Source organism: Bradyrhizobium sp. BRP56 (assembly GCF_020194035.1).
Taxonomy (GTDB): Bacteria; Pseudomonadota; Alphaproteobacteria; order Rhizobiales; family Xanthobacteraceae; genus Bradyrhizobium; species Bradyrhizobium australafricanum.
In genome coordinates, this window is sequence record NZ_JADYVV010000013.1 from 75,387 (window position 1) to 98,419 (window position 23,033).

At 63.6% G+C, this 23,033-nt stretch carries 23 protein-coding genes, 1 tRNA gene and 1 pseudogene; 17 read left to right on the forward strand and 8 right to left on the reverse strand.

Annotated features, from left to right (window positions below):
• The first annotated feature begins 367 nt into the window (after positions 1-367).
• The gene (locus I6F38_RS12005) at positions 368-889 is read left to right on the forward strand and encodes a hypothetical protein (protein ID WP_225160457.1); all 522 of its coding nucleotides are present in this window, start codon (positions 368-370) and stop codon (positions 887-889) included.
• A 765-nt stretch (positions 890-1,654) separates the two neighbouring features.
• Here the strand turns inward: I6F38_RS12005 and I6F38_RS12015 are convergent.
• Positions 1,655-1,933: pseudogene (locus tag I6F38_RS12015) on the reverse strand (helix-turn-helix transcriptional regulator); the annotation flags it as partial.
• Between the two features lie 289 nt (positions 1,934-2,222).
• Between I6F38_RS12015 and I6F38_RS12020 the strand changes: the two are divergent.
• Together I6F38_RS12020 and I6F38_RS12025 are read left to right on the forward strand one after the other, a co-directional pair.
• Positions 2,223-2,474: a DUF2285 domain-containing protein gene (locus tag I6F38_RS12020; RefSeq protein ID WP_225160459.1), complete on the forward strand. Its 252-nt coding sequence runs from the start codon at positions 2,223-2,225 to the stop codon at positions 2,472-2,474.
• Between the two features lie 211 nt (positions 2,475-2,685).
• On the forward strand, positions 2,686-2,898 hold the full coding sequence (locus I6F38_RS12025; RefSeq protein ID WP_225160460.1) for a hypothetical protein: 213 nt from the start codon (positions 2,686-2,688) through the stop codon (positions 2,896-2,898).
• Between the two features lie 73 nt (positions 2,899-2,971).
• Here I6F38_RS12025 and I6F38_RS12030 read toward each other — a convergent pair whose 3' ends face one another.
• The gene (locus I6F38_RS12030; RefSeq protein WP_225160461.1) at positions 2,972-3,421 is read right to left on the reverse strand and encodes a PIN domain-containing protein; all 450 of its coding nucleotides are present in this window, start codon (positions 3,419-3,421) and stop codon (positions 2,972-2,974) included.
• Entirely contained in the window at positions 3,418-3,720 is a 303-nt protein-coding gene (locus I6F38_RS12035; RefSeq protein WP_225160462.1) for a hypothetical protein, read from the reverse strand. Before I6F38_RS12035 ends, I6F38_RS12030 begins: the two co-directional genes overlap by 4 nt.
• A gap of 556 nt (positions 3,721-4,276) precedes the next feature.
• Here I6F38_RS12035 and I6F38_RS12040 point away from each other — a divergent pair.
• Positions 4,277-5,935: a recombinase family protein gene (locus tag I6F38_RS12040; RefSeq protein ID WP_225160511.1), complete on the forward strand. Its 1,659-nt coding sequence runs from the start codon at positions 4,277-4,279 to the stop codon at positions 5,933-5,935.
• On the opposite strand, the gene I6F38_RS12045 is transcribed toward I6F38_RS12040, so the two are convergent.
• Positions 5,892-5,968: transfer RNA gene (locus I6F38_RS12045), tRNA-Met, on the reverse strand. The two genes, I6F38_RS12040 and I6F38_RS12045, sit on opposite strands and share 44 nt — an antisense overlap.
• Positions 5,969-6,285: 317 nt before the next feature.
• Between I6F38_RS12045 and I6F38_RS12050 the strand changes: the two genes are divergently transcribed.
• On the forward strand, positions 6,286-7,701 hold the full coding sequence (locus tag I6F38_RS12050) for an aldehyde dehydrogenase family protein (RefSeq protein ID WP_225160463.1): 1,416 nt from the start codon (positions 6,286-6,288) through the stop codon (positions 7,699-7,701).
• Between the two features lie 114 nt (positions 7,702-7,815).
• Positions 7,816-9,423 (forward strand): GMC family oxidoreductase N-terminal domain-containing protein, encoded by a 1,608-nt coding sequence (locus I6F38_RS12055; RefSeq protein ID WP_225160464.1) that lies wholly within the window; start codon positions 7,816-7,818, stop codon positions 9,421-9,423.
• A 287-nt stretch (positions 9,424-9,710) separates the two neighbouring features.
• Here the strand turns inward: I6F38_RS12055 and I6F38_RS12060 are convergent, their stop codons facing one another.
• Positions 9,711-10,472 carry an SDR family NAD(P)-dependent oxidoreductase gene (locus I6F38_RS12060; protein WP_057017838.1) on the reverse strand — a complete coding sequence of 254 codons (762 nt, stop codon included), beginning with the start codon at positions 10,470-10,472 and terminating at the stop codon, positions 9,711-9,713.
• Between the two features lie 110 nt (positions 10,473-10,582).
• Between I6F38_RS12060 and I6F38_RS12065 the strand changes: the two genes are divergently transcribed.
• The 3 genes from I6F38_RS12065 (at position 10,583) to I6F38_RS12075 (ending at position 13,000) form a co-directional block, all read left to right on the forward strand.
• Positions 10,583-11,098, forward strand: coding sequence for a CvpA family protein (locus I6F38_RS12065; RefSeq protein ID WP_225160465.1), 516 nt, complete (start codon positions 10,583-10,585; stop codon positions 11,096-11,098).
• Positions 11,099-11,231: 133 nt separating this feature from the next.
• The gene (locus I6F38_RS12070; RefSeq protein WP_225160466.1) at positions 11,232-12,014 is read left to right on the forward strand and encodes an SDR family oxidoreductase; all 783 of its coding nucleotides are present in this window, start codon (positions 11,232-11,234) and stop codon (positions 12,012-12,014) included.
• Between the two features lie 38 nt (positions 12,015-12,052).
• A complete protein-coding gene (locus I6F38_RS12075) occupies positions 12,053-13,000 on the forward strand; it encodes an NADPH:quinone reductase (RefSeq protein WP_225160467.1) in 948 nt (315 codons plus the stop codon).
• Positions 13,001-13,181: 181 nt separating this feature from the next.
• On the opposite strand, the gene I6F38_RS12080 is transcribed toward I6F38_RS12075, so the two are convergent.
• Positions 13,182-13,595: a DUF3775 domain-containing protein gene (locus I6F38_RS12080; RefSeq protein ID WP_057017842.1), complete on the reverse strand. Its 414-nt coding sequence runs from the start codon at positions 13,593-13,595 to the stop codon at positions 13,182-13,184.
• Positions 13,596-13,714: 119 nt separating this feature from the next.
• Here I6F38_RS12080 and I6F38_RS12085 point away from each other — a divergent pair, with 119 nt between their 5' ends.
• The 4 genes from I6F38_RS12085 (at position 13,715) to I6F38_RS12100 (ending at position 17,488) form a co-directional block, all read left to right on the forward strand.
• On the forward strand, positions 13,715-14,563 hold the full coding sequence (locus I6F38_RS12085) for an MBL fold metallo-hydrolase (protein WP_225160468.1): 849 nt from the start codon (positions 13,715-13,717) through the stop codon (positions 14,561-14,563).
• A 140-nt stretch (positions 14,564-14,703) separates the two neighbouring features.
• A complete protein-coding gene (locus I6F38_RS12090; protein ID WP_050385678.1) occupies positions 14,704-15,546 on the forward strand; it encodes a fumarylacetoacetate hydrolase family protein in 843 nt (280 codons plus the stop codon).
• Positions 15,547-15,688: 142 nt separating this feature from the next.
• Positions 15,689-16,303 carry a glutathione S-transferase family protein gene (locus I6F38_RS12095; protein WP_038385276.1) on the forward strand — a complete coding sequence of 205 codons (615 nt, stop codon included), beginning with the start codon at positions 15,689-15,691 and terminating at the stop codon, positions 16,301-16,303.
• A gap of 315 nt (positions 16,304-16,618) precedes the next feature.
• On the forward strand, positions 16,619-17,488 hold the full coding sequence (locus I6F38_RS12100; protein ID WP_225160469.1) for an MBL fold metallo-hydrolase: 870 nt from the start codon (positions 16,619-16,621) through the stop codon (positions 17,486-17,488).
• A 232-nt stretch (positions 17,489-17,720) separates the two neighbouring features.
• On the opposite strand, the gene I6F38_RS12105 is transcribed toward I6F38_RS12100, so the two are convergent.
• Positions 17,721-18,263, reverse strand: a complete 543-nt coding sequence (locus tag I6F38_RS12105) for a methylated-DNA--[protein]-cysteine S-methyltransferase (RefSeq protein ID WP_057017846.1) — start codon at positions 18,261-18,263, stop codon at positions 17,721-17,723.
• Between the two features lie 144 nt (positions 18,264-18,407).
• On the opposite strand from I6F38_RS12105, the gene I6F38_RS12110 reads away from it, so the two are divergent.
• The gene (locus I6F38_RS12110; RefSeq protein WP_225160470.1) at positions 18,408-19,217 is read left to right on the forward strand and encodes an alpha/beta hydrolase; all 810 of its coding nucleotides are present in this window, start codon (positions 18,408-18,410) and stop codon (positions 19,215-19,217) included.
• A gap of 51 nt (positions 19,218-19,268) precedes the next feature.
• Here I6F38_RS12110 and I6F38_RS12115 read toward each other — a convergent pair whose 3' ends face one another.
• On the reverse strand, positions 19,269-19,724 hold the full coding sequence (locus I6F38_RS12115) for a carboxymuconolactone decarboxylase family protein (protein ID WP_028341912.1): 456 nt from the start codon (positions 19,722-19,724) through the stop codon (positions 19,269-19,271).
• Positions 19,725-19,834: 110 nt separating this feature from the next.
• Here I6F38_RS12115 and I6F38_RS12120 point away from each other — a divergent pair, with 110 nt between their 5' ends.
• The 3 genes from I6F38_RS12120 to I6F38_RS12130 all read left to right on the forward strand — a co-directional run bounded on the left by I6F38_RS12120 (position 19,835) and on the right by I6F38_RS12130 (position 22,987).
• The gene (locus I6F38_RS12120; protein WP_225160471.1) at positions 19,835-20,701 is read left to right on the forward strand and encodes a sigma-70 family RNA polymerase sigma factor; all 867 of its coding nucleotides are present in this window, start codon (positions 19,835-19,837) and stop codon (positions 20,699-20,701) included.
• Positions 20,702-20,823: 122 nt separating this feature from the next.
• Complete coding sequence (locus I6F38_RS12125) at positions 20,824-22,005, forward strand: M20/M25/M40 family metallo-hydrolase (protein WP_249794148.1); 1,182 nt, start codon at positions 20,824-20,826, stop codon at positions 22,003-22,005.
• Between the two features lie 307 nt (positions 22,006-22,312).
• On the forward strand, positions 22,313-22,987 hold the full coding sequence (locus tag I6F38_RS12130) for a GntR family transcriptional regulator (protein WP_212056821.1): 675 nt from the start codon (positions 22,313-22,315) through the stop codon (positions 22,985-22,987).
• Positions 22,988-23,033 lie beyond the last annotated feature (46 nt).

Consider the following 23,033-nt stretch of genomic DNA (forward strand, 5'->3'; position numbering starts at 1 on the left):
TGGTGCATGGACGCCGTGGGGTCGGGATCGAAGGCAAGCCGTGCCGCGGCTAAGACGCAGCCGTGGATGGTCTCTGAACTTGATGCACCTCACGCGAGATGAATTATGTGACCTCGTTGGCAGGATCGAAGGCGCCCGCTCCTGCTTCGCCCCAGTCACGACAGACCGGCTGAACGCCCTGACCAGCCTCGGCAACATCCGGCGCGTGATGGTGAGCAGGGACTTGCACTATTAATTGTAGATACCTGCACTCCGCTTGTCGTTTTCCCCAGCAAAGAGGACGGGCGCAGATGTCGAACGGTTCGAATTGGAATACCCATAATTACCCGCTGGCAATTTCGCGTCCCCCGCATCCATGGAGTAAAAAATGCTCGAAAGAGAGGAAGCGGTTGAGGCTTTAGCTGGTACCTTGATGGGCCTGGGCGCTCCATTCACGCTGCCCGAGGACTGGATCATCCTCTGCGACGACGACGATCTGCGCCATCTACCGCGGACAGCAGCAAAGAAGCTGCTGGCGAAAGCGAAAAAGGAAACGGCGCGTCGGTGGCTATGGGAACGTTTTGATCCCAGTGAAATGGACATGGAGCTCTCGGAAGAATCCGAAGACGGCACCGAGGAATTCGACGACAAGCTGCTAAAGCAGCGAGCCATCAATTCCATCGACGATGTCGTGTCCACGGTCAAATCACTGCGAGAGGCGCAGGCAAATGCTCCGAGCTGTCCCACACAATCAAAGGCTCGTGAGGCGACGGTGGCGGCGCGCGTGGCGTTCGGATATCCAAAGGAACGGCCAGCCAGGACCGATTGCTTCGATGAAGACGTGCGTCGCCAGTGCCGACTCATCATCAACCATATCTACAGTGGTACAGTGAAGCCCTCCGGACGGTAGTCCACTTGATCAGCACCGACAATCCTGAATTCGTAAAGATCGGATTCACCTCTTGCCTTGAGCGTCGATTGGGATCCCTGCGGACCGCTTCCCATATCGAGCCCACAATTCACCTGACAATCCCAAGCACGGCATCACTTGAACGCGAACTTCACACGCGCTTCGAGGCGGTTCGCTACAATCGCAAATGGTTTCGGCTGACGGATGAAATCAAGACATTCATTGCCTCAGAGAGAGAGAAGGTTGACGCTTAACGCTGCCCTACATTGAAGCCGACAGAAGTGCGCAATTGGTTATTTGCTGGAGGAACGGCTTATCCCACGACGCGGATTGACGTTCCGCACGCAACCTAACCGATGAGCGTCGCACGCACTCCTGTTGAACGGCAGCCCAACGAAAAGCCCCGTCCTTTTTCAGGACGTGGCCACACTGATCAGTGTGCATTGATTACTGCACACTACGCCTTCAGATACAATGTTTCGGTGATCGTGAGGCATCATCGGGTATGTCTTCAGAGACGATTTATCCGTCGCGCTGGTGCGGAGAATGCCAATGGCGTTTGGTCTGCCCTTGCTAGCAGGCCGCTGCCGGGCTTAACCCGACAGAGAACTTACAGTGCGCCTATTGCAGACAGGCGGGCTAGCTGCGGAACGCTTTCGTTCTATGTGAACCATTGCGTCCTCAGCCTGGTCGTTTCGTCGGTCGTTTGGCTGTCTTGACCATCTCAGTCTTGGTCCCGAGGACGTCCGCGGTCACCGCTTCGGGTTCCTTCCTACGACGTGGACGCGCTGGCTTACGGCCTTTCGGCAATATCTTGGGAGCCTTCGCACGTTTGGCTGGACGAACAAAGAATTCCGACAAATGAACGTCCAGCGTTTTGGCGATGCGGTCGAGCAGATCGATCGTCGGGTTTGTCGATTGCCGCTCGAGGCTAGACATGTAGGAGCGATCAATCCCGGTCTGATAAGCCAACTTCTCTTGCGAGATGCCGCGATCCACGCGGATCCGACGAATATTCCAGGCCACAAGCGCACGAGGTTTCATGCGCCAAGCATGCCTTTCGCTCGTGCCGTCAAACCACTGGCTATAACCCAACTATTAGGGACCAGGCTCACCAGAACCACCGCCGCACACGACACCGTCGAGATATCGTGGACGGTCGCGCCGTTATCTCGGCAATGAGCAGGGCTCCGTTTCTGGTAGTGCTCATCTTCCAACAGCGAAATTTCGCGTTTGCCCATGAGTGAGCTTGGCTTCATGGGGAGGCGACAGAACGACTATAAAAAGCCCACAATCTTCAGAAATCCTTCTCAGCTTCAGTTGGGAGACTCCTATGCGACGCGACACCGCACCGAGCGAACCGACCTTGACCCCGTATGACCGCGAGCATGCGGTGACCTATATGCGTATGCTGGATGCAGACGCAGAAGGCGCCGACTGGCGAGAAGTCGCAGAGATCGTGCTGCAGATCGATCCCAAACGCGAGCCGGAGCGTGCACGCCTTGCCTATGAGAGCCACCTCTCCCGTGCCAGATGGATGGGCAGGCACGGGTACCGGCAGCTGTTGCGGAGTGGTTGGGCCTAGCCCTCGATTAGGCCTCGCAGGACGGCTTCCGCACGCAGGGAGACGGCCGTGTAGTGCTGCGCGGCCTTAATGGACTTCGCCGATCCGGATCTTTCTGTCGCGCTTCGTCACCGGAAACTTGCAAATGGGAGGAGGTTCGTCCGGCCCTCGTCAACATGGTTGCGGCCGCACGTGAGTTGCGGGCGGCTTCCTGACGCTTACGGAGAATGCGATGCAGTTCTGGATCAAGTGCACCCGCTTTGGCAAAGCGGAGCCGTACTACGTGAATATCTCGCTGGTCGGCGGGATGTCGCGCGAAGGCGGAAGGACGATCCTGGATTTCGTCGGCAGCAACGCCCAGACCATCGAGGTGAATGAAACGCCGGAAGAAATTCTGGCGATTCACCTCGACGCGTCGGAAGGCCAGCCGTCGCAAAGGTGGTAGGCGAATACGAGGTGCTCGAACTCGGTGCCGCTGAAATCCCCGAAGTGAATCGGCCGGACCGTCCGAGCTATCGTCACCTGCCTACCTCCTGGCTCCCAGAGCTACGGAGCGGGTTGATGATCTGAATGTCCTCGAAGTCCTTTTCATTATCGGTCACGACGACGCACTGATTGGCTTCGGCTACAGCGGCAATGATTGTGTCTAGCGCGCTTCGCGAACGGCCTTTGGCTCTGCTGTTGGCCATCAGCTGTGCCCACACGAGGCCAGCTTTCTCGTCGAACGACAGGACGCGGCCAGCGAACAGCGCTTGCGGACCTTCCGGGCCCGCGAACCAAGTTTCAAGGCTGTTGCGCTTCTTGCCCTTTGGTTTCTCTAAGATGCCTCGGCGGATTTCGGCGACGGTAAACGAAGCAATGAAGAGGTCGTCGTCCTTCTGAGCCCCCATCCAAGCCAGCAGCGAGTCCGACGGCTCCGGCTTTATGATGTTGCTGATGATATTGGTATCAAGGAGGTAACGCGTCACAGATCGACCTTACGCCCCTCTTCTCGCGGACGGCTGAGGTCGAGATCCGCGCCGACCATAGGTGAGCGACGCAGCGCGGCGAGAATACCGCCCGCTTTCGGAGGCTCACCCGCCACTGCCTGCCGTATGGTCCGGCGAAGCTGCCCGGCTTCCGGACCGCCCTCCGTCAATTTCCGGGCAAGGGATCGAAGCAGATCGCGGTCGGCGTCGAGCGCCTGGATCTCGAACCGCGCGATGCCACGCTTAGTCAGGCGGGACCGATAATTCTCAAGGGCTCTCTTCTGCGCACTGTTGCTCATCGCGTCCCTCCGTGCTATATCCGGATATATAACCGTATTTTCTTTGGAGCGCAAGGCTGGTGGAACTGTTATCGGTCTCGCCAAATGAAGATGGCCTCTCGAAGGTATGGGTGCCGCCGGGGGATGCCACCATGACCAGACGCCCCTCTTCCAAGGGGGGCGATCACAAAAATATTATGGCTACGACGACGGTCGACCCGTGCCCTGCCGATGCGCTGTCACCCGCCACCATCCGCTCCGATGCGCCACAGGCCATTGACTTACAATACATTTTCATCTTGCCGATGCACCGTTACTGGGCATCATTGTCGCGAAGCGGGGTATTCCGCGCTAGGACAAGGACCCGATCGTGGCGCGACCGCGACGTACAACAGCCGAACAGCTTCTTGTGGTCGCTGACGCGACCCGCGAACCGGTTGCGCTTGCGTCATCAAAGCCCGATCCACGCCTCCTCAATCTGGTCCGACTGCTGGCGCGACAGGCCGCACGGGACTTCGTTCGAGCCGAAACTGATAGCCGGACGCGAGATCGCCTTCCGGAGTAAGGAGGCCGCCTCGTGAAGGTCGCGCTCTACGCCCGCTACTCATCTGACAATCAGCGAGATGCTTCAATCGAGGATCAGTTACGGCTGTGCCGCCTGCACGCCGAGAAGCAAGGCTGGACGGTCGTCGACAGCTATACCGATCGCGCAATCTCTGGCGCGTCGCTGTTGCGTCCCGGCATTCAGGAACTGATCAGCGATGCGATGCGCGGCAAATTCGTCGTCGTGCTCGCAGAAGCGATGGATCGCCTGAGCCGCGATCAGGAGGATATCGCCGGACTGTTCAAGCGTATGGCCTTCGGCGGTGTGCGTATCGTTACGCTGTCGGAGGGTGACGTGACGCATCTGCACGTCGGTCTCAAGGGCACGATGAACGCCCTCTTCCTGAAGGATCTCGCCGACAAGACGCGCCGCGGGCTGCGCGGCCGCGTCGCGGATGGCAAGTCCGGTGGTGGGCTCTGCTTTGGGTATGACGTGGTGAAGCAGTTCGCGGCGAATGGCGAGCCGATCCGCGGCGATCGGACGATTAACGAGGCGGAAGCTGCCGTCGTACGCCGTATCTTTGCGGACTACATTGCCGGCAAGTCGTCCCGCGCGATTGCTTTTGAGCTGAATAAGGAAGGCGTGCCTGGACCACAGAACGCCGAATGGGGGCCGTCAACGATCCATGGCAACCCGAAGCGCGGCGTCGGCATCCTCAACAACGAACTTTATGTCGGGCGCCTCGTCTGGAACCGGCTCCGCTATCTGAAAGACCCGGATACGGGAAAGCGGGTGTCGCGCCTCAATCCTGAATCCGAGTGGGTGATTCAGGAGGTTCCGGAGATGCGCATCATCGACCAAGAAGTTTGGAATGCGGTGAAGGCACGCCAAAAATCACTCGCCTATGAGGCGTCTGAGCCCGGCGACAACCCGTTGAATGAGCGGCGGCGCCCGAAGCACCTGTTTGCCGGCCTCGTGAAGTGTGGCTGCTGTGGTGGCGGATATACGATGATCTCGAAAGATCTGCTTGGTTGCGCGACATCGCGGAATAAGGGCACCTGCGAAAACCGCCAGAACATAAGGCGAGACGCCCTTGAAGCTTCCGTGCTTAGCGGCCTCCGGACACACTTGATGGAGCCCGAGCTGTTCAAGGAGTTCTGCGACGAATTTACTCGCGAGGTGAACCGGCTGCGGATTGAGCGCAGCGCAGACATCATCAGTCAGCGCAAAGAGTTGGAACGCGTTCAACGGGACTTGGATCGAGCGATCCAAGCCATCCTGGATGGTGTGCCCGGCGCTCAGCTCAAGGAAAAGATTGGTGGTCTTGAAGCCCGCAAGGCCGAACTGACCGAGTTGCTGGCGAACGCTGAGGAACCACCGCCCCTTCTGCATCCGAACATGGCGGAGATATACCGCCAGCGGGTCGCAGCGCTTTACGAGAGCCTACTGAGCGCGGACGGCACGGCCGAGGCGGCTGAGCTGTTCCGGACGCTGGTCGATCAGGTGACGCTCGTGCCTAACGAAGCCGAACTTGCGATCGTGCTGCGCGGCGACCTGGCTGCGATCCTTCGGTTCGCCGCGAACAAGAAAAACCCCGACATCCTTGCGGAAGCCGGGGTTTTAAGTGCCTTGCTTTCGCAAGAATCGTTGGTTGCGGGGATAGGATTTGAACCTATGACCTTCAGGTTATGAGCCTGACGAGCTACCGGGCTGCTCCACCCCGCGTTAAACCGTTGCGTGCCTTGCAGAAAGGGTGCCTGAGCCGGCCGGCCAACGCTTTTCAACGGCGCCGATCGATCCGTCCGGGGGCTTCCTGAGAAGGCGACCCGGGCCGAGGCCATCGGGTGCGGGGCGTATGTATCAACGTGAGCCCGGTTTGGAAAGCCCCGGATGCGGGTTTTTGAGGATTTTGTGACGTCGAAATCGCCGGCTGTCCCGGCAGGATTTACCGCCGGGAACCGGGCCTTGCCAGACCGCGCGCAAAAGCGGAGCTTGGCGCGCAACAAATCAGTCAAGAAAACGTCATCCGAGGGGGAAATGCCATGGACCGGCCATCGAAGAGCCCGGGGCTGCATGCGCTTGAGGAGGCCTTTCATCGCCAGTTCGAGCTGTCGCGCAGCGAGCCGGCGCCGACATTGCAGGCACGGCTCGACCGGCTGCGCCGCCTGCGCGCCGCGCTGACCGAGAATGAGGCGCGATTCGAGGCGGCGATCTCGGCCGATTTCGGCCACCGCTCCACCGTCGAGACCGCGATCGCCGAGACCATGCTGGTGCTCGGCGAGATCAGGCACGCGGTCAGGCACCTCAAGGGCTGGATGGCGCCGCGGAGGGTCCCGACCACGGTGCAGTTCGCGCCGGCCAAGAACCGGCTGATGCCGCAGCCGCTCGGCGTGGTCGGCATCATCGCGCCGTGGAATTATCCGCTGCAGCTGACCCTGGCGCCCGCGGTCGCCGCGATCGCGGCCGGCAACCGCGCCATCATCAAACCGAGCGAGCTGGTGCCGCGCTTCGCCGAGCTGCTGGTGGAGACGATCGCCAAGAAATTCGACGTCACCGAGCTCGCGGTGACCGATATCGACGACGAAATCGCAAAGGCGTTTGCCGCACTGCCATTCGATCATCTGATCTTCACCGGCTCGACCCGGGTCGGCCGGCTGGTGGCCGAAGCCTGTGGCCGCAATTTGACGCCGGTGACGCTCGAGCTCGGCGGCAAGTCGCCCGTGATCGTCGACGGCTCCGCCGACATCGACGAAGCCGCGCAGCGCATCGCCTATGGCAAGCTGCTCAATGCCGGCCAGACCTGCATCGCGCCCGATTACGCGCTGGTGCCGCAGGCTGCGGTGCAACCCTTCGCGATGCGGCTGCAGGGTCACATGCAGCACATGTTCGGTACCGATCCCGATAACGCCGATTACACGTCGATCGTCTCGGATCGGCACTATGCACGGCTCGAGGGGCTGGTCGCCGACGCCGCCGCGAAGGGCGCGACCATCATGCAGCCGGCAGCGCCGAACGACCGCGAGTGGAAGGCGAGGCGCAAATTTCCGCCGACCGTGATCGTCGACGCGACGCCGGACATGACGGTGATGCAGGAGGAGATCTTCGGGCCGCTGTTGCCAGTCATCGGCGTGCGCGAAGCGGCGGAGGCGATCGCCTTCGTCAACAGCCGCGAACGCCCGCTGGCGCTGTACTGGTTCGGCACCGACAGCGCCGCCCGCGATGCGGTGCTGGCGCGCACCGTCAATGACTGCCTGTTCCACTTCGCGCAGGCCTATCAACCGATGGGCGGCGTTGGCGCCTCCGGCACCGGCGCCTATCACGGCGAGTGGGGATTCAAGACGCTGACCAAGTTCAAGCCGGTGTTCTACCGCTCGCGCTTCAACCGGCTTGCCGATCTCTATCCGCCCTATGGCGCGAAGGTCGCGCGGCTGGAGAAGCTGATGCGGATGTTATCGTAGGATTCACACCGTCATTGCGAGCGCAGCGAAGCAATCCATGGCGCCGCATAACGGATAGATGGATTGCTTCGCTTCGCTCGCAATGACGCAAAACGAAGACCAGGGGGAACATGCGTGACTGACACATTCGATTTCGTCGTGATAGGCGCGGGCTCCGGCGGCTGCGCGGTGACTGGGCGGCTGTCGGAGGATCCGGCGACGTCGGTGGCGCTGCTCGATGCCGGCGGCACCAACGACAATTGGGTCGTCACCACGCCCGGCGCGCTGGTGCTGATGGTCGCGGGCACCGTCAACAACTGGGCCTTCAACACCGTGCCGCAGAAAGGCCTCAACGGCCGCATCGGCTACCAGCCGCGCGGCAAGGGGCTCGGCGGCTCCTCGGCGATCAACGCCATGGTCTACATTCGCGGCCATCGCGCCGACTACGACCACTGGGCCGCGCTCGGCAATGCCGGCTGGGCGTTCGCCGACGTGCTGCCCTATTTCAAACGCTCGGAAGACAATTCCGATTTCGACGGCGAGTATCACGGCAAGGGCGGCCCGCTCGCCGTCAACAAGCTGCGCTCCGGCAATCCGATCCAGCAGACCTTCCTGCAGGCGGCGCAGGAGGCGCAATTCCGCATCCGCGAGGATTTCAATGCCGAGGACCATGAGGGCCTCGGCATCTACCAGGTGACGCAGCGCAACGGCGAGCGCTGGAGCGCGGCGCGCGCCTATGTGCATCCGCATATCGGCAGGCGTCCCAATCTGCGCGTCGAGACCAATGCGCACGCGACGCGCATCCTGTTCGAGGGTAAGCGCGCGGTCGGCGTCGAATACCGCCAAGGCAAGGAGCTGAAGCAGCTTCGCGCGCGGCGCGAAGTCCTGCTTGCCGCCGGCGCGTTCCAGTCGCCGCAGCTGTTGATGCTGTCGGGCGTCGGCGATGCCGCAGCGCTCGGCAAGCACGGCCTCGCCAGCGTGCATCATCTGCCCGGCGTCGGCCAAAACCTGCAGGACCATCCCGATTTCATCTTCGGCTACATGTCCGACAATCCGAACTTCGCCGGCATCTCGCTGAAGGGCATGCCGCGGCTCGTCCGCGCCATCATGCAATATCGGCGCGAGCGCCGCGGCCCCCTCACCTCGAACTTCGCCGAATGCGGCGGCTTCCTGAAGACGCGGCCCGATCTCGACATCCCCGACATCCAGCTGCATTTCGGCATGGCGATGGTCGACGACCACGGCCGCAAGCGCCACGGCGGCACCGGCTTCTCCTGCCATGTCTGCCTGCTCCGGCCGAAGAGCCGTGGCAGCGTCGCGCTGGCCGGCAGTGACCCGATGCAGGCGCCGCTGATCGACCCGAACTTCCTCGGCGAGGAAGACGATCTCGAATCGATGGTGGCGGGCTACAAGACCACGCGGCGGCTGATGGAGGCGCCGGCGCTGCGCGCCCTGCAGCAGAAGGATGTCTTCACATCCAACGTCCGCACCGACGACGACATCCGCAGCATCCTGCGCGAGCGCGTCGACACGGTCTATCACCCGGTCGGCACCTGCAAGATGGGTACCGCCGATCCGCTCGCGGTGGTCGATCCGAAGCTGCGCGTGCACGGCCTCGAAGGCCTGCGCGTAGTCGACGCCTCGATCATGCCGACCCTGATCGGCGGCAACACCAATGCACCGACCATCGTGATCGGCGAGAAGGCGGCCGACATGATCAGGGCGGAGATGCGGGCGGGGTGACCAAATGCGTAGGGTGGCCACAGCGCAAGAGCGCCTTTGCCCACCCTATGAGGCTGCCGTCGCGGGGCCGCACTGGCAAAATATCGAAAACAACCCCATGCAAAGGAGCCGGGGGCTGCCGGCTTCGACACGGCGACTTGACTCGTCGGGCAAATCAGCGGCATTATTCTATTATCCAGAAACCGCGCCGGCTGCCCCGGGCCGTGCTCGTGACTTGATGCGTTGGAATCGTAGCCCGGATGTGAAGCGAGATGGATTGCCGGGTCAAGCCCGGCAATGACGGTCCCTCAATTCAACAGAAACCCGCCATCCACGGTCACCACCGTCCCGGTCATGTAGCGCGATGCGTTGGAGGCGAGCAGCATGATCGCGCCGTCGAGATCAGACTCGGCACCGACCCGGCGCTGCGGGATGCGCTTGGCGAGCCGCTCGCCTGCCGGCGTCGACCAGAAATCATGGTTCATCTCGGTATCGATATAGCCCGGCGCCAGCGCGTTGACGCGGATGTTGTTGCCGGCGAGCTCCAGCGCCATCGCCTTGGTGCCCTGGATCATGCCGGCCTTGGAGATCGCATAGGGCGACACCGCCTTGAGCACGCCTTGTCCGAGCACGGACGCGACGTTGATGATATTGCCCGGCTGCTTGCGCGCCATCATGCGCCGCGCAAGTTCGGTCGCGAGGAAGTAGGCGCCCTTCAGATTAGCGCTGATCACGGCGTCCCAATCCGCCTCGGTCTGCTCGGTCGACAGTTTCTCGATCGCGATGCCGGCATTGTTGATCAGGACCGTGACCGGACCGAGCGCGGCTTCGGCGGCGTCGAGCGCTTGCGCGATGCCGGAAATATCCGCGACGTCCATCTGCACCGCGGCAGCGCGGCCGCCCTTGGCCTTGATCTCCTCCTCGAGGCTTTTCAGCTTCGCGGTCTGGCGCGCGGCCAACACCACCGCGGCGCCATGTGCCGCCAGCACGCGGGCGAACTGCCGCCCGAGCCCCTGCGAGGCGCCGGTGATGAGGATGATTTCTTTACTGACATCGAATAGGTCGGACATCGACAGGTTCCCGGATTCAAGCGGACGAGTGATAGCGACAATTGTCCCTGATGTAAGCAGGTTTGATCAACCAGGGGACAGTAGGAGATTGGGGCAGGAATTCCTCATCCATGAACCTCTTCGATCTTGCCGTCATCCTCGGGTCGGTGTTCGCAGTGGTGACCGGCTTCACGACCGGCCTGTTGCGCAGCGCGGTCACTATCCTGGCCTATCTCGTCGCCATGCCGCTTGCGGTCGCCGCGCTGGCGATGATCGGGCCCCACATCGCGACGCTGCCGTCGTCGCCGTTTCCGCCCAATGGCGTGCTGCTGTTCGGCCTCTTCCTCCTGATTGGCGTCATCCTCGGAAAGATGGCGCGGACGATGCTCGACGACACCATCGGCTCGGAGATCGGGATCGGCGACCGCCTCGGCGGCGCGCTGCTCGGCGCCATCAGGGTCGGTCTCGTCGTGACCACGCTGGTGCTGGTGTTCGATCAGCTGGTGCCGCTCACCAGGCAGCCGCAATTCCTCAACGGATCGCAATTGCGACCGTTGTTCTCCGCGGCCGGACAGGCCGGATTCCGCTCGCTGCCGCCCGAAGCCACCATGGCGATCGAGCGGCTGCGGCGCGAGCAACGCATCTAGCCCGCCGGCCCACCGCACTGTTCCTGTCCGGCATGCACTTATGCATTGCACGTCCCTTATCGGCGCCGCCGAGCTTGGCTAGACTGGTGCCATCAAACCTTTACAAACCGACCGACATCACAGGGAGTGAACCGTGGATCTTGGAATCAAAGGCCGCCGCGCCATCGTATGCGCATCGAGCAAGGGACTGGGCCGCGCCTGCGCGATCGCGCTCGCCAATGAGGGGGTGGATGTCACCCTGACGGCACGTGGCGCCGAGGCGCTGAAGCAGACCGCCGACGAAATCCGCAAGGCGCATCCCGGCGTCACCGTCACCGAGATCGTCGGCGACATCACGACGGCGGCGGGACGCGAAGCCGTGCTCAAGGCCTGCCCCGAGCCGGACATCCTGATCAACAATGCCGGCGGCCCGCCGCCGGGCGATTTCCGCAACTGGACCCGCGACGACTGGATCAAGGCGATCGACGCCAACATGCTGACGCCGATCGAACTGATCAAGGCGACCGTCGACGGCATGATGGCGCGCAAGTTCGGCCGCATCGTCAACATCACCTCGGCGGCGGTGAAGGCACCGATCGAGATCCTCGGCCTGTCCAACGGCGCCCGCGCCGGCCTCACCGGCTTCGTCGCCGGCCTGTCGCGCAAGACCGTGATCAACAACGTCACCATCAACGGCCTGCTGCCGGGCCCGTTCGAGACCGACCGCCTGCGCGGCACCGCAAAGCCCGAGGCCGAGAAGCGCGGCATTTCGGCCGAGCAGGTGCTGGCCGAGCGCGCCAAGCTGAACCCCGCCGGCCGCTTCGGCGATCCCGACGAATTCGGCTATGCCTGCGCATTCCTGTGCGGCGCCAAGGCCGGCTTCATCACCGGGCAGAACCTGCTGCTCGACGGCGGTGCTTTCCCAGGTACGTTGTGAGAGCTGTTTGGTACGAACGGACCGGCGCGGCGCCGACGGTGCTTACCGTCGGCGAGATGCCGACGCTCGAGGCTGGTCCCGGTGAAGTCCGGGTTCGCCTCGAGGCCTCCGGCGTCAACCCGGCTGATGTCGGCCGCCGCAGCGGCAACTATCGCGCGATGGAATTCCCGCGCGTGATCCCGAACAGCGACGGTGCCGGGATCATCGACCAGATCGGCGAAGGCGTCACCCGCTTTGCCGTCGGCGACCGCGTCTGGCTGTTCAACGGCCAGCGCAACGGCCGCGCCTTCGGCACGGCGGCCGAATACATCACGCTCGCCGATTACCTGGTGACGCCGCTGCCGCAGGACGTGTCGTTCGCGGCAGGTGCTACGCTCGGCATCCCCTGCATGACCGCGTGGTGCGCGCTGTTTGCCGACGGTCCGATCTCCGGACAAACGGTGCTGGTCACCGGCGGCGCCGGCGCGGTCGGCCACTACGCCGTGCAATTGGCAAAGTGGGGCGGCGCGCGCGTGATCGCGACGGTGAGCTCGCAAGTCAAGGACGTCGAGGCGCGGCTTGCCGGCGCGGACACCGTCGTCAACTACCGGACCGAGGACGTCGTCTCGAAGGTGATGGCCTTCACCGAGAACCGCGGTGTCGACCGCGTGATCGACGTCGATTTCGGCGGCAATCTCGCGACCACGCTGAAGATCATGGCGATGAACTCGACGATCGCGGTCTACGCCACCAACGGCAACCGCACCCCGACGCTGCCGGTGCGCGAATTGATGGAGAAATGCATCACCGTGCGCTCGCTGGTGCTGTTTGCGCTGCCGCCGCCGCTGCTCGCGGCCGCGCAGGCCGACATCACCCAATGGCTGGCGTCGGGCACCCGCGTGCACAATATCGCCGGGCAATTCGCGCTGGCGGAGACCGCCGACGCCCATCTCGCCGTCGAGAAGGGCGACAAGATCGGCACCGTGATCGTCGACTGCGGGCGTTAGCACGGTTTCTCCTTCCTACTCCCTCTCCCCGTTCTTACGGGGAGAGGGTTGGGGTGAGGGGCTGTCACCGCAAAGCGGTGAAGGCAAAGATTGCGGAGGCCCCCCTCACCCGGAATTCAAGCTACGCTTGAATTCCGACCTCTCCCCGCAAGCGGGGCGAGGTAAGCAAGGAGCCGCATCCTTAGTGGATCGGCGTGATGCGTTCGTCGCTCGGCCCCAAGCCAAACTCGTCGAGTCCTTCAGCCAGGAGATCGCCGAGCATCGGCTCGCCCAACAGATAGTTGGCGACATGGCCGGTGCGTCCGCGCGCCGCCTCGCGGCGGAGATCGGCCCATTCCTCGATCGTGCCGTCGCCGCGGCCGAGCCGCATCAGGGCGACGAGGTCGACCTGCTCGTCCTCGCTGAGCGCGTTGATGAAGCCGGTGATCTCGCGCGCCACCGGATCCGTGCCGTCATCCTCCAGCACATCGATCATGTCGTCGTCGGCGCCGTTCGAGCCGGAGTCGGGATCGACGAGCCCCTCCTTGACGTCGAATTCCCGCGCCTTCTCGATCAAGAAGCCGACCTTTTCAGGGGAGATTGCGAGTTCCGGCATTGCACACTCCTTCGTCCAACGAGGCGGTAACGCAGGAGGCGCCGACTTGATCCATTGCGTCGGCGTGCGGAAACCCGCATGGTCCGGCAAGAGCAACAAAAAAATAGAGGACACGCCGCATGCACTGGACCGTTGGCAAGGTCAGGATCACCAAAGTCGTCGAGCTCGAGACCGTCGGCAGCACCCGCTTCATCCTGCCGCTGGCCGGCCGGGAGGAGATCCAGAGCCTGCCCTGGCTGATCCCGCATTTCGCCAACGAGGAGGGCCGGCTGAAAATGTCGATCCATTCGCTGCTGGTGGAGACGCCGGAGCAGCGCATCATCGTCGACACCGGGCTCGGCAACGACAAGCAGGGCCGCAACGTGCCGACCTGGAACAACCGCAGCGATCCGTTCCTGGAGAAGCTGACCGCGGCCGGATTTGCCCCTGACAGCATCGACACCGTGCTGTGCACCCACCTGCATGTCGACCATGTCGGCTGGAACACCAAACTCGTCGGCGGCAAATGGGTCCCGACCTTCGCCAATGCGCGCTACGTGTTCGGCAAGACCGAATACGAGCACTGGCGCGACCACAGCGACGATCCCGCGCATGCCGCTGTGTTCGCCGATTCCGTGAAGCCGATCGCGGATGCCGGCAAGGCCGAGCTGGTGCCGAGCGACCACCGGCTGACCGAGGAGATCACGCTGATCCCGACGCCGGGACACAGCCCCGGCCATATGAGCGTCCACATCAGGTCCGGCGGCGAGGAAGGCCTCTTGACCGGCGACGTCGCGCATCATCCCTGCCAGATGTACCACCTCGACTGGTCGTCGACCGCGGACTCCGACCAGAAGCAATCGGCCGCGACGCGGCGCGAATTGTTCTCGCGCTTTGCCGATACGTCGACGCTGGTGATCGGCGGGCATTTCAATGCCGGCCACATCAAGCGCGACGGCAACGCCTTCAGGTTTATCGCGCTGGGCTGATTGGACCGAAATGGCCTTGAAATAAGGCTTGGCAGCAATGCAGCGCGCTCAGGGCGGTTGAATTTCCCGGCGCGCTGTTCCATGAAGCGTGTCGAGGTATACCAGTAACAATCCTCAGGACATCGTAGGGAGTGATCAACATGAAGCTTGTTCGTTATGGCGAAAAGGGTGCGGAAAAGCCCGGTCTGATCGACAAATCCGGCCAGCTCCGCGACCTCTCGGCCCATCTGAAGGACCTGACCGGCGATGCCTACACGCCGGAATCGCTGAAGAAGCTTGCTGCCCTCGATCCCGCCTCCCTGCCCGCCGTCGCCGGCAAGCCGCGCTTCGGCGCCCCCGTCACCGGCATCTCCAAATTCGTCGCGATCGGCCTGAACTATTCCGACCACGCCAAGGAAACCGGCAACCCGATCCCGTCCGAGCCGATCTTCTTCCTGAAGGCCAACACCGCACTGTCGGGCCCGAACGACGCGGTCGAGAAGCCGCGCGGTTCGACCAAGCTCGACTGGGAAGTCGAGATCGCCGCCATCATCGGCACCCGCGCCAAATATGTCTCGGAGGCCGACGCGCTGAACCACGTCGCCGGCTACTGCATCTGCAACGACGTCTCCGAGCGCAACTTCCAGATCGAGCGCCTCGGTCAGTGGACCAAGGGCAAGTCGCACGACACGTTCGGTCCGGTCGGCCCGTGGCTCGCCACCAAGGATGAAATCGCCGACGTCCAGAAACTGTCGATGTGGCTCGACGTCAACGGCCAGCGCCGCCAGACCGGCACGACCTCGACCATGATCTTCACGATGGCGAAGTGCATCTCCTACGTCTCGCAGTTCATGACGCTGCTGCCCGGCGATATCGTCACGACCGGCACCCCGCCCGGCGTCGGCACCGGCATGAAGCCGCCGCAATATCTCAATGTCGGCGACGTCGTGACGCTCGGCATCGAAGGCCTCGGCGAGCAGCGTCAGGAAATCGTTGGAGCGTAAGCGCCCACGCTGTTCCTGAATTCGTCATGCCCGGGCTTGACCCGGGCATCCACGTCTTAGGTCTTCCACGGAGGCAAAGACATGGATGGCCGGGTCAAGCCCGGCCATGACAGAGGAAAGAGCCTTCGCAAGGAATTCCCCCATGAAACTCACCTTCTCTCCCGCCTCCCCGTTCGCCCGCAAGGTGCGCATCGCGGCGATCGAGCTTGGCCTGATCGACAAGATCGAGCTGGTGCCGGCGACCGTCGCGCCCGGCACGGCCAACGACGAATACTCCAAGATCTCGCCGCTGAAGAAACTGCCGGTGCTGATCCTCGACCATGGCGACGTCATCCTCGATTCCTACGTCATCGTCGAATATCTCAACGAGCTCGGCGGCGGCCGGCTGATCCCGGGCTACGGCCCGCGGCGCTGGAAGCTGAAGACCGATCACTCGCTGCTCAACGGCATGCTCGATTCCATGCTGCTGTGCCGCTACGAGAAAATGGTGCGGCCGCAGGGCTCGCTGTGGCAGGCCTGGCACGACGATCACTGGAACAGGGCCTGGGCCGGCATGGCGCGGTTCGAGAACCGGCCGGACGTGCTGAACGGCTCGTCCTTCGACATCGCGCAGATCGGCCTCGTTTGCGTGCTCGGCTATGCCGATTTCCGCTTCGCCGATTGCGGCTGGCGCAAGGCCTATCCCAAGCTCGACGCCTTCTACCAGAAAATGCTGGAGCGGCCGTCGGTGAAGATCTCGGCGCCGCCGGCGGCGTGACCAAGGCAACAGCGGGGAGCATGTGACGCGCGAATGCCTCCCCGCCTCTCACCTCCCGGCGCAGGTCTTGTGCATCGCCGGCCGGGCTCAACCACGACCGGACAATATCCCGCCGTCATTGTCGCGATCTCGACCTTGTGATGATGACGACGGCAGCCCAGTACGGCCAGCCGAAGGAAGGCCTTGCGGCGATGGATATCCTTGCCAACATCATCATTCCCGCCGTGCGCGACGCTAACTAGAATTTTTTTGCGCGTTTTCCTCACGCGAATCGGACTCCACCTCGCTCGAAAGCGCCAACGCCAAGGAATCACCATGAGCCTGAAGTTTGCCGCCGGCGATCTCACCATTCATCGCATCGTCGAGCAGGAGACCACGTTCCTGCCCGCGCACGACATGCTGCCCGGACTGACGCCGGACGTGCTCGCCGAGAACCGCGGTTGGATGCAGGCCACCGGTGCACTCGACGACAGCGACACCTTGATCCTGGCGTTCCAGTCCTATGTCGTGAAGACGCCGCACCACACCATCCTGATCGACAGCTGTATCGGCAACGACAAGCCGCGGCCGGCGCGGCCGAAATGGAACATGAAGACCGACGACAACTATCTGCGCAGTCTGGCGTCAGCCGGCTTTTCGGTCGGTGACATCGACTATGTGATGTGCACGCATCTGCATGTCGATCATGTCGGCTGGAACACGCGGCTGGAGAACGGCCGCTGGGTGCCGACCTTTCCAAATGCGCGCTACGTGTTCGACAAGGCCGAGTTCGACTACTGGACCGAGAGCAACGCGAAGGCGGAGGTTCCGCCTTTCGTGGACAGCGTGCTGCCGGTCGTCGAGGCCAAGCGGGCGGAGATCGTCGGCCATGATTTTGCGATCGGCGACCATGCCCGCATCCTGCCGACGCCCGGCCACACGCCGGGCCACGTCGCCTTCGCCTTCGGCCGCGGCAAGGACGCTGCGGTCTTTTCGGGCGATCTGATGCACTCGCCGATCCAGACGCATTATCCGGAGCTGTCGGCGAAGTTCGATGTCGACCAGGCGCAAGCCGCGAAAACGCGGCGCGGCTTCCTGGAGCGTTATTGCGACACCGACACGCTGTGCTGCCCCGCGCATTTCCCCTCGCCGTCGATTGGCAAGATCAGGCGGAAGGGCAGCGGGTTTGTGTGCGAGACGGTGTAACGTGAGCCAAACTCGCGATAGTCGCTCTCTGCCACCCTCCCCTGGAGGGGTCGAGACGAGCGTAGCTCGCTCTCTGGGTCGGCTCACATGAAGCGCAGCGCAATATGAGACGGGGTGGAGTGATCTCTCAACGCGAGCAGCGCCCGTTACGAGAGACCTTCACCCCACCTCGGTTCGCATTTCATGCGAACCGATCCTCCCCCTCCAGGGGAGGATAAGAAGAGCGTGCACCTCAATCAAACAAGCTCGGCGTGTGGTTCACGATCGCGCCTTCGATCTGCAGCATCTTCAGCTTGGTGACGACGCCGCCATTGGCCGAGAAGCCGCCCGGCTTGTTGCCCGCCGCAAGCACGCGGTGGCAAGGCACCACGATCGGGCACGGGTTGCGGCCGAGCGCCTGGCCGACATCGCGGGACAGTTCGACCCCGCCGAGCTGCTTGGCGATGTCGCCATAGGTTACGGTCTTGCCCGGCGGGATCTTCCGCGCGATGTCGTAGACGCCGCGGTTGAATTCCGGCACGCCGTCGAGATCGAGCACGATGTCGGCAAGGTCGTTCGGCTTGCCGGCGAGCAGCTCGATCATGCCGTCGATCGCGTGCTGCACCTCGGCCGGCGGCGCCGCCTCGGTAACCTCGCCGTTGCGCTGGAAGATCCGCTTGCGGGTCTTCTCCTCGGTGCCCATCGGCAGCTGCACGCCGGTGACGCCGTGCTCGCCCCAGACGACGCCGCAGGCGCCGATCATGGTCTCGAAGATTGCAAAATGCTGGCCGGTCATGGCTCGCTCCAGATGTTCCCTTCAGCTCTCGCGTGAGCTTGCTGTTGATCCGGAATCTAGGCTTGGAGAATGTTGCTATCCACCCGAATTCCGTGGGAACTTCGGCCAAATCAACAACATCTCCTGCCTCTCCGCGAGCCCAAAATGCACAGCCTCCACGTCAACGGTTTCGACATGCCCTATCTCGATGTCGGAGAGGGCCCGCCGCTGGTCTGCGTGCACGGCTCGCTGTGCGATTTCCGGATCTGGTCGGCGGTGCTCGGCCCGCTGACGCGGCGGCACCGTGTGATCGCGGTCAGCCTGCGGCATTTCTTCCCGGCGCATTGGGACGGCATCGGCGACACCTATTCGATCGCGCAGCATGTCGACGACGTGATCGCCTTTATCGAAAAATTCGACACCAGACCGGTCGACCTGATGGGGCATTCCCGCGGCGGCCATATCTGCTTCCGCGCCGCGCAGCGGCGGCCGGACCTGTTGCGCAAGCTGATCCTCGCCGAGCCGGGCGGCGAGCTCGACGAGACCCTCGATCCCGATTTCAAGCCGGGCCCCTCGCCGCTGGCAGCACGCTTCGCGGCATGTGCGGCGGAAATCGCCAAGGGCGATATCGACGGCGGTTTGCAGATCTTCATGGACGCGCTCGAAGGCCCCGGCGCGTGGAAGCGGATTCCGGCAACCTCCAAGCAGCTGCTGCGCGACAATGCGACCACGCTGATCGGCCAGACCCGCGACCAACGCCCGCCATTCTCGAAGGCGGACGCGGAAGCGATCAAGACACCGACGCTGTTCATCGGCGGCGCCAACACCAAGGGCATGCTGCCGAAAGTGCTGCACGCGCTCGCCGCCAATGTGAAGGGTTCGCGCATCGAGATGATCCCGGGCACCACCCATCCGATGTTCGAGCAGGCCCCGCAGCGCTACTGCGAGATCGTGCTGGAGTTTCTCTCCGCTTAGGCGGTGCACCCTCTCCCCTTGTGGGAGAGGCGAAGCAAGAAGGTTACTCTCTCACACCTTCCAGGCGCCGACCGGCTGGCGCACGGCGACATTCAGCCGGTTCCAGACGTTGATCGCCGCAATGCCCAGCACCAGCGACGCAAGCTGCTGCTCGTCGAAGTGCTTGGCCGCCTCGTCCCACACCGCGTCCGTCACCGGATCCTCGCGGTCGCTGAGCCGGGTCACCGCTTCGGTCAGCGCCAGCGCGGCGCGCTCGGCCTCGGTGAAATACGGCGCGTCGCGCCAGGCACCGACCGCGAACAGCCGCTCGTCAGTCTCGCCGGCACGCCGGGCGAGCTTCGGATGCATATCGACGCAGACGCTACAGCCATTGATCTGGCTGGCGCGCAGATGCACCAGTTCCAGCAGCTTTTCCGGCAATGCCGGTTTGGTGCTCTCGCTCAGCGCCTGCAACGCCTTCATGGCCTCGGGAACAACCATCACCGGGTGGTTCATGCGGGCTTTCATCATGTCATTCTCCTGATTTGTCCTTTGACGCCGCTGCGCCGATCTGTTGTCACATCGGCGCAGTTTCGTTCGTCATGGCCATGACGGAGCGGACAAAGGGAATGTGACCGATGGACGAGAAACAATTTCTGGCCGAGCAGTTCGAGGCCAACCGGCCGCGCCTGCGGGCGGTGGCCTATCGCATGCTGGGCTCGACCGCCGAGGTCGACGATGCCGTGCAGGAAACCTGGCTGCGGCTCGGCCGCACCGACGCTGCTGCGGTCGACAATCTCGGCGGATGGCTGACCACGGTGATCGCGCGCATCTGTCTCGACATGCTGCGCTCGCGCAAATCGCGCCGCGAGGAGCCGATCGGCCCACATGTGCCGGAGCCGATCGCGGACAATCCGTCCGAGCGCGAGACCGAGATGGCCGATTCCGTCGGCGCCGCGCTGCTCGTGGTGCTGGAAACGTTGGCGCCAGCCGAGCGGCTGGCTTTCGTGCTGCACGACATGTTCGCGGTGCCGTTCGAGGAGATCGCGCCGATCGTCGGGCGCACACCGGCCGCCGCGCGGCAGCTCGCCAGCCGTGCCAGGCGTCGCGTGCAGGGTACGCCGCCCGCACCGGATGCCGATCTCAGCCGGCAGCGCGGCATCGTCGAGGCCTTCCTCGCGGCATCCCGCAACGGCGATTTCGAAGGGCTGCTGGCTGTGCTGGCGCCCGACGTCGTGGTGCGCGCCGATCAGGCAGCGCAGCGGCTCGGCTCGCTGCCGGTGATCCGCGGCGCCACAGCGGTGGCCGAAAGCTTCAAGGGACGCGCACAGGCAGCGAAAGCCGCTCTGGTCGATGGCGGGATCGGCGTTGCCGTCATCTTCGGCGGTGCGCTGCGCATCGTGCTGCGGGTCACGATCTCCGGCGACCGGATCGCGGCGATCGATGCGACCGCCGACGCCTCGGAGATCGAGACCTTCGATGTCGAGGTGCTCGAGCGCGGCTGACACAGCTGGAGGCAGCAAAGTCGCAATGCTAGTGTCTTCCTGCACAGGGAGGACGATCATGAAACTATCCATCAAATTGCTCGCGTCGGCCGGCCTGCTCGCTCTCGCCTCCTCCTCCGCCTTTGCCGCCGCAGAAGCTGCGTGCGGCCGCCGAGCAGGCCCAGCCGGCAGTGATCGAGAGCCTGCAAGACATGGTGCTGATCGAGTCGGGCTCCAGCGATGTCGAAGGCCTGAAGAAGATGGCCGACTACACCGAGGCACGGCTGAAGGCGCTCGGCGCCAAGACCGAGCGGCGCAAGACCACGAAGGGCGCCGGCGCCGACATGGTGATCGGCAGCTTTGAGGGCACCGGCACGAAGAAGCTGATGCTGATCGCGCATATGGACACGGTCTATGAGCACGGCATCCTCGACACCCAGCCCTACAAAATCGACGGCAACAGGATCTATGGACCCGGCATTGCCGACGACAAGGGCGGCATCGCCGTCATCCTGCATGCGCTCAAGATCCTGAACGATGCGGGCTGGCGCGATTACGCCAAGCTCACGGTGTCGTTCAATCCGGATGAGGAGGTCGGCTCGATCGGCTCCGGCGAGATCATCGCCGAGCTCGCCGACCAGCACGACGTGGTGCTGTCCTGCGAGCCGACGGTGGCGCCGCCGGTCGCGAAAAATGAGAGCTTGCTGCTCGGCGCCAGCGGCACCGCCACCGGCACGATCGATGTGAAAGGCAAGGCCTCGCATGCCGGCGCGGCGCCGCAGCTCGGCCGCAACGCGCTGATCGAGCTCGCACATCAATTGCTGCAGACCCAGGACGTCGCGAAATCGATTCCGGGCACGCAGCTGAACTGGACCACCGCGAAGGCCGGCACCGTGCGCAACCAGATCCCCGATCACGCCACAGCCGGTGCCGACATCCGCCTCACCATTCCCGACGGCGTGCAAAAGCTGCAGGCCGCGCTCGACGAGAAGGCGAAGAACAGACTGATCGCGGACACCGAGGTGACCGTGAAGGTCGTCGCGGGCCGTCCGCCGTTCGTCGCCGATGATCGCGGCCGCGCGCTCGCCAGGCAGGGACAGGCGATCTACACCGAGCTCGGGCGCACGCTCGACATCGCGGAAATGACCGGCGGCGCGACCGACGCCGGCTACGCCGCGCGCAGCGGCAAGGCCGTCGTGGTCGAAAGCTTCGGCCTCGCCGGCTGGGGCTATCACGCGCGCGACGAATACATCGACACCAACTCGATCGTGCCGCGGCTCTATCTGATGACGCGGACGCTGATGGAGCTGGGCAAGGCGAAGTAGCGGGGCGCGGAGGCGCAGCAGCATCCTTTGAAACAGCGCGCCAATCTTTAGCGCCGGCGCCCGGGGCCGCCCCTCTCCCCAACCCTCCCCCGCAAGGGGGGAGGGAGCCTAACCGATCTGCTCACCTCACTTGATTAGACCCCCGCCGGATGCACGGAGCGGCGGTGTCACCTCTCTGACCGTCTCATAAATCATTGTTATTTCAATCGCTTAGTATTTCGCTGTCCTCCCGCCTTGACCGCTTCCATAACCCGCAGTAGATTCATTTCCGAACACGGAATTCCGTATTCCAAACTGGACAGTCGGTATGATCCCGTTGGACCCGCTTCCAAACCTCATCGACCAGGTTTACGGGCGATTGCTCGAAGCGATCATCGACCGCACGCTGCTGCCTGGTCAGCGCATCACCCAGAACGAACTTGCCGATCGGCTCGGCGTCTCGCGCCAGCCGATTTCGCACGCCCTGCATCTATTGCATCGCCAGGGCCTTGTCGCGGAGAGCGGCAAACGCGGCTTCGAGGTGACGCAGCTCGATCCGCAGCGCATCCGCGAACTCTATGAAGTCCGCGGCGCCATCGATGCGCTGGCGGCGCGGCTTGCCGCTGCGCGTGTAAAGGAAGATGCCGCGGCGCGCGCACAGCTCGAAGCCGCGCTCGAAGCCGGACGCGCGATTGACGACGGCACGCCGCTGGCGCGCCTGATCGCACTCGACGTCGATTTCCACAGCGCGATCTATCGCCTCGCCGGCAATTCCGCGATCGAGGAGATGATCGCGCCGCAATGGCCGCATATGCGCCGCTCGATGGCGACCGTGCTCGCCGAGCTCGATTACCGCGGCAGCGCCTGGACCGAGCACGAGACCATCGCCGCGCATGTTTTTTCCGGCAATGCCGCAGCGGCAGAAGCCGCGGCGCTGGCGCATGCGCAGACGGCAGGACGGATGACCGAGGAGAAACTGAGGGCAATCGACGTGGCGGCGTGACGTTCACGCCGTCGTTCCGGGGCGGTGCGGAGCACCGAACCCGGAA

Bases quoted from the DNA above. Each gene is read 5' to 3' on its own strand.
- I6F38_RS12090 (WP_050385678.1), top strand. From the start codon at position 14,704: ATGAAGCTTGTTCGTTATGGCGAAAAGGGTGCGGAAAAGCCCGGTCTG.
- I6F38_RS12025 (WP_225160460.1), top strand. From the start codon at position 2,686: ATGCAGTTCTGGATCAAGTGCACCCGCTTTGGCAAAGCGGAGCCGTAC.
- I6F38_RS12130 (WP_212056821.1), top strand. From the start codon at position 22,313: ATGATCCCGTTGGACCCGCTTCCAAACCTCATCGACCAGGTTTACGGG.
- I6F38_RS12095 (WP_038385276.1), top strand. From the start codon at position 15,689: ATGAAACTCACCTTCTCTCCCGCCTCCCCGTTCGCCCGCAAGGTGCGC.
- I6F38_RS12085 (WP_225160468.1), top strand. From the start codon at position 13,715: ATGCACTGGACCGTTGGCAAGGTCAGGATCACCAAAGTCGTCGAGCTC.
- I6F38_RS12065 (WP_225160465.1), top strand. From the start codon at position 10,583: ATGAACCTCTTCGATCTTGCCGTCATCCTCGGGTCGGTGTTCGCAGTG.
- I6F38_RS12110 (WP_225160470.1), top strand. From the start codon at position 18,408: ATGCACAGCCTCCACGTCAACGGTTTCGACATGCCCTATCTCGATGTC.
- I6F38_RS12050 (WP_225160463.1), top strand. From the start codon at position 6,286: ATGGACCGGCCATCGAAGAGCCCGGGGCTGCATGCGCTTGAGGAGGCC.
- I6F38_RS12035 (WP_225160462.1), bottom strand. From the start codon at position 3,720: ATGAGCAACAGTGCGCAGAAGAGAGCCCTTGAGAATTATCGGTCCCGC.
- I6F38_RS12105 (WP_057017846.1), bottom strand. From the start codon at position 18,263: ATGACCGGCCAGCATTTTGCAATCTTCGAGACCATGATCGGCGCCTGC.
- I6F38_RS12060 (WP_057017838.1), bottom strand. From the start codon at position 10,472: ATGTCCGACCTATTCGATGTCAGTAAAGAAATCATCCTCATCACCGGC.
- I6F38_RS12080 (WP_057017842.1), bottom strand. From the start codon at position 13,595: ATGCCGGAACTCGCAATCTCCCCTGAAAAGGTCGGCTTCTTGATCGAG.
- I6F38_RS12120 (WP_225160471.1), top strand. From the start codon at position 19,835: ATGGACGAGAAACAATTTCTGGCCGAGCAGTTCGAGGCCAACCGGCCG.
- I6F38_RS12100 (WP_225160469.1), top strand. From the start codon at position 16,619: ATGAGCCTGAAGTTTGCCGCCGGCGATCTCACCATTCATCGCATCGTC.
- I6F38_RS12115 (WP_028341912.1), bottom strand. From the start codon at position 19,724: ATGAAAGCCCGCATGAACCACCCGGTGATGGTTGTTCCCGAGGCCATG.
- I6F38_RS12005 (WP_225160457.1), top strand. From the start codon at position 368: ATGCTCGAAAGAGAGGAAGCGGTTGAGGCTTTAGCTGGTACCTTGATG.
- I6F38_RS12020 (WP_225160459.1), top strand. From the start codon at position 2,223: ATGCGACGCGACACCGCACCGAGCGAACCGACCTTGACCCCGTATGAC.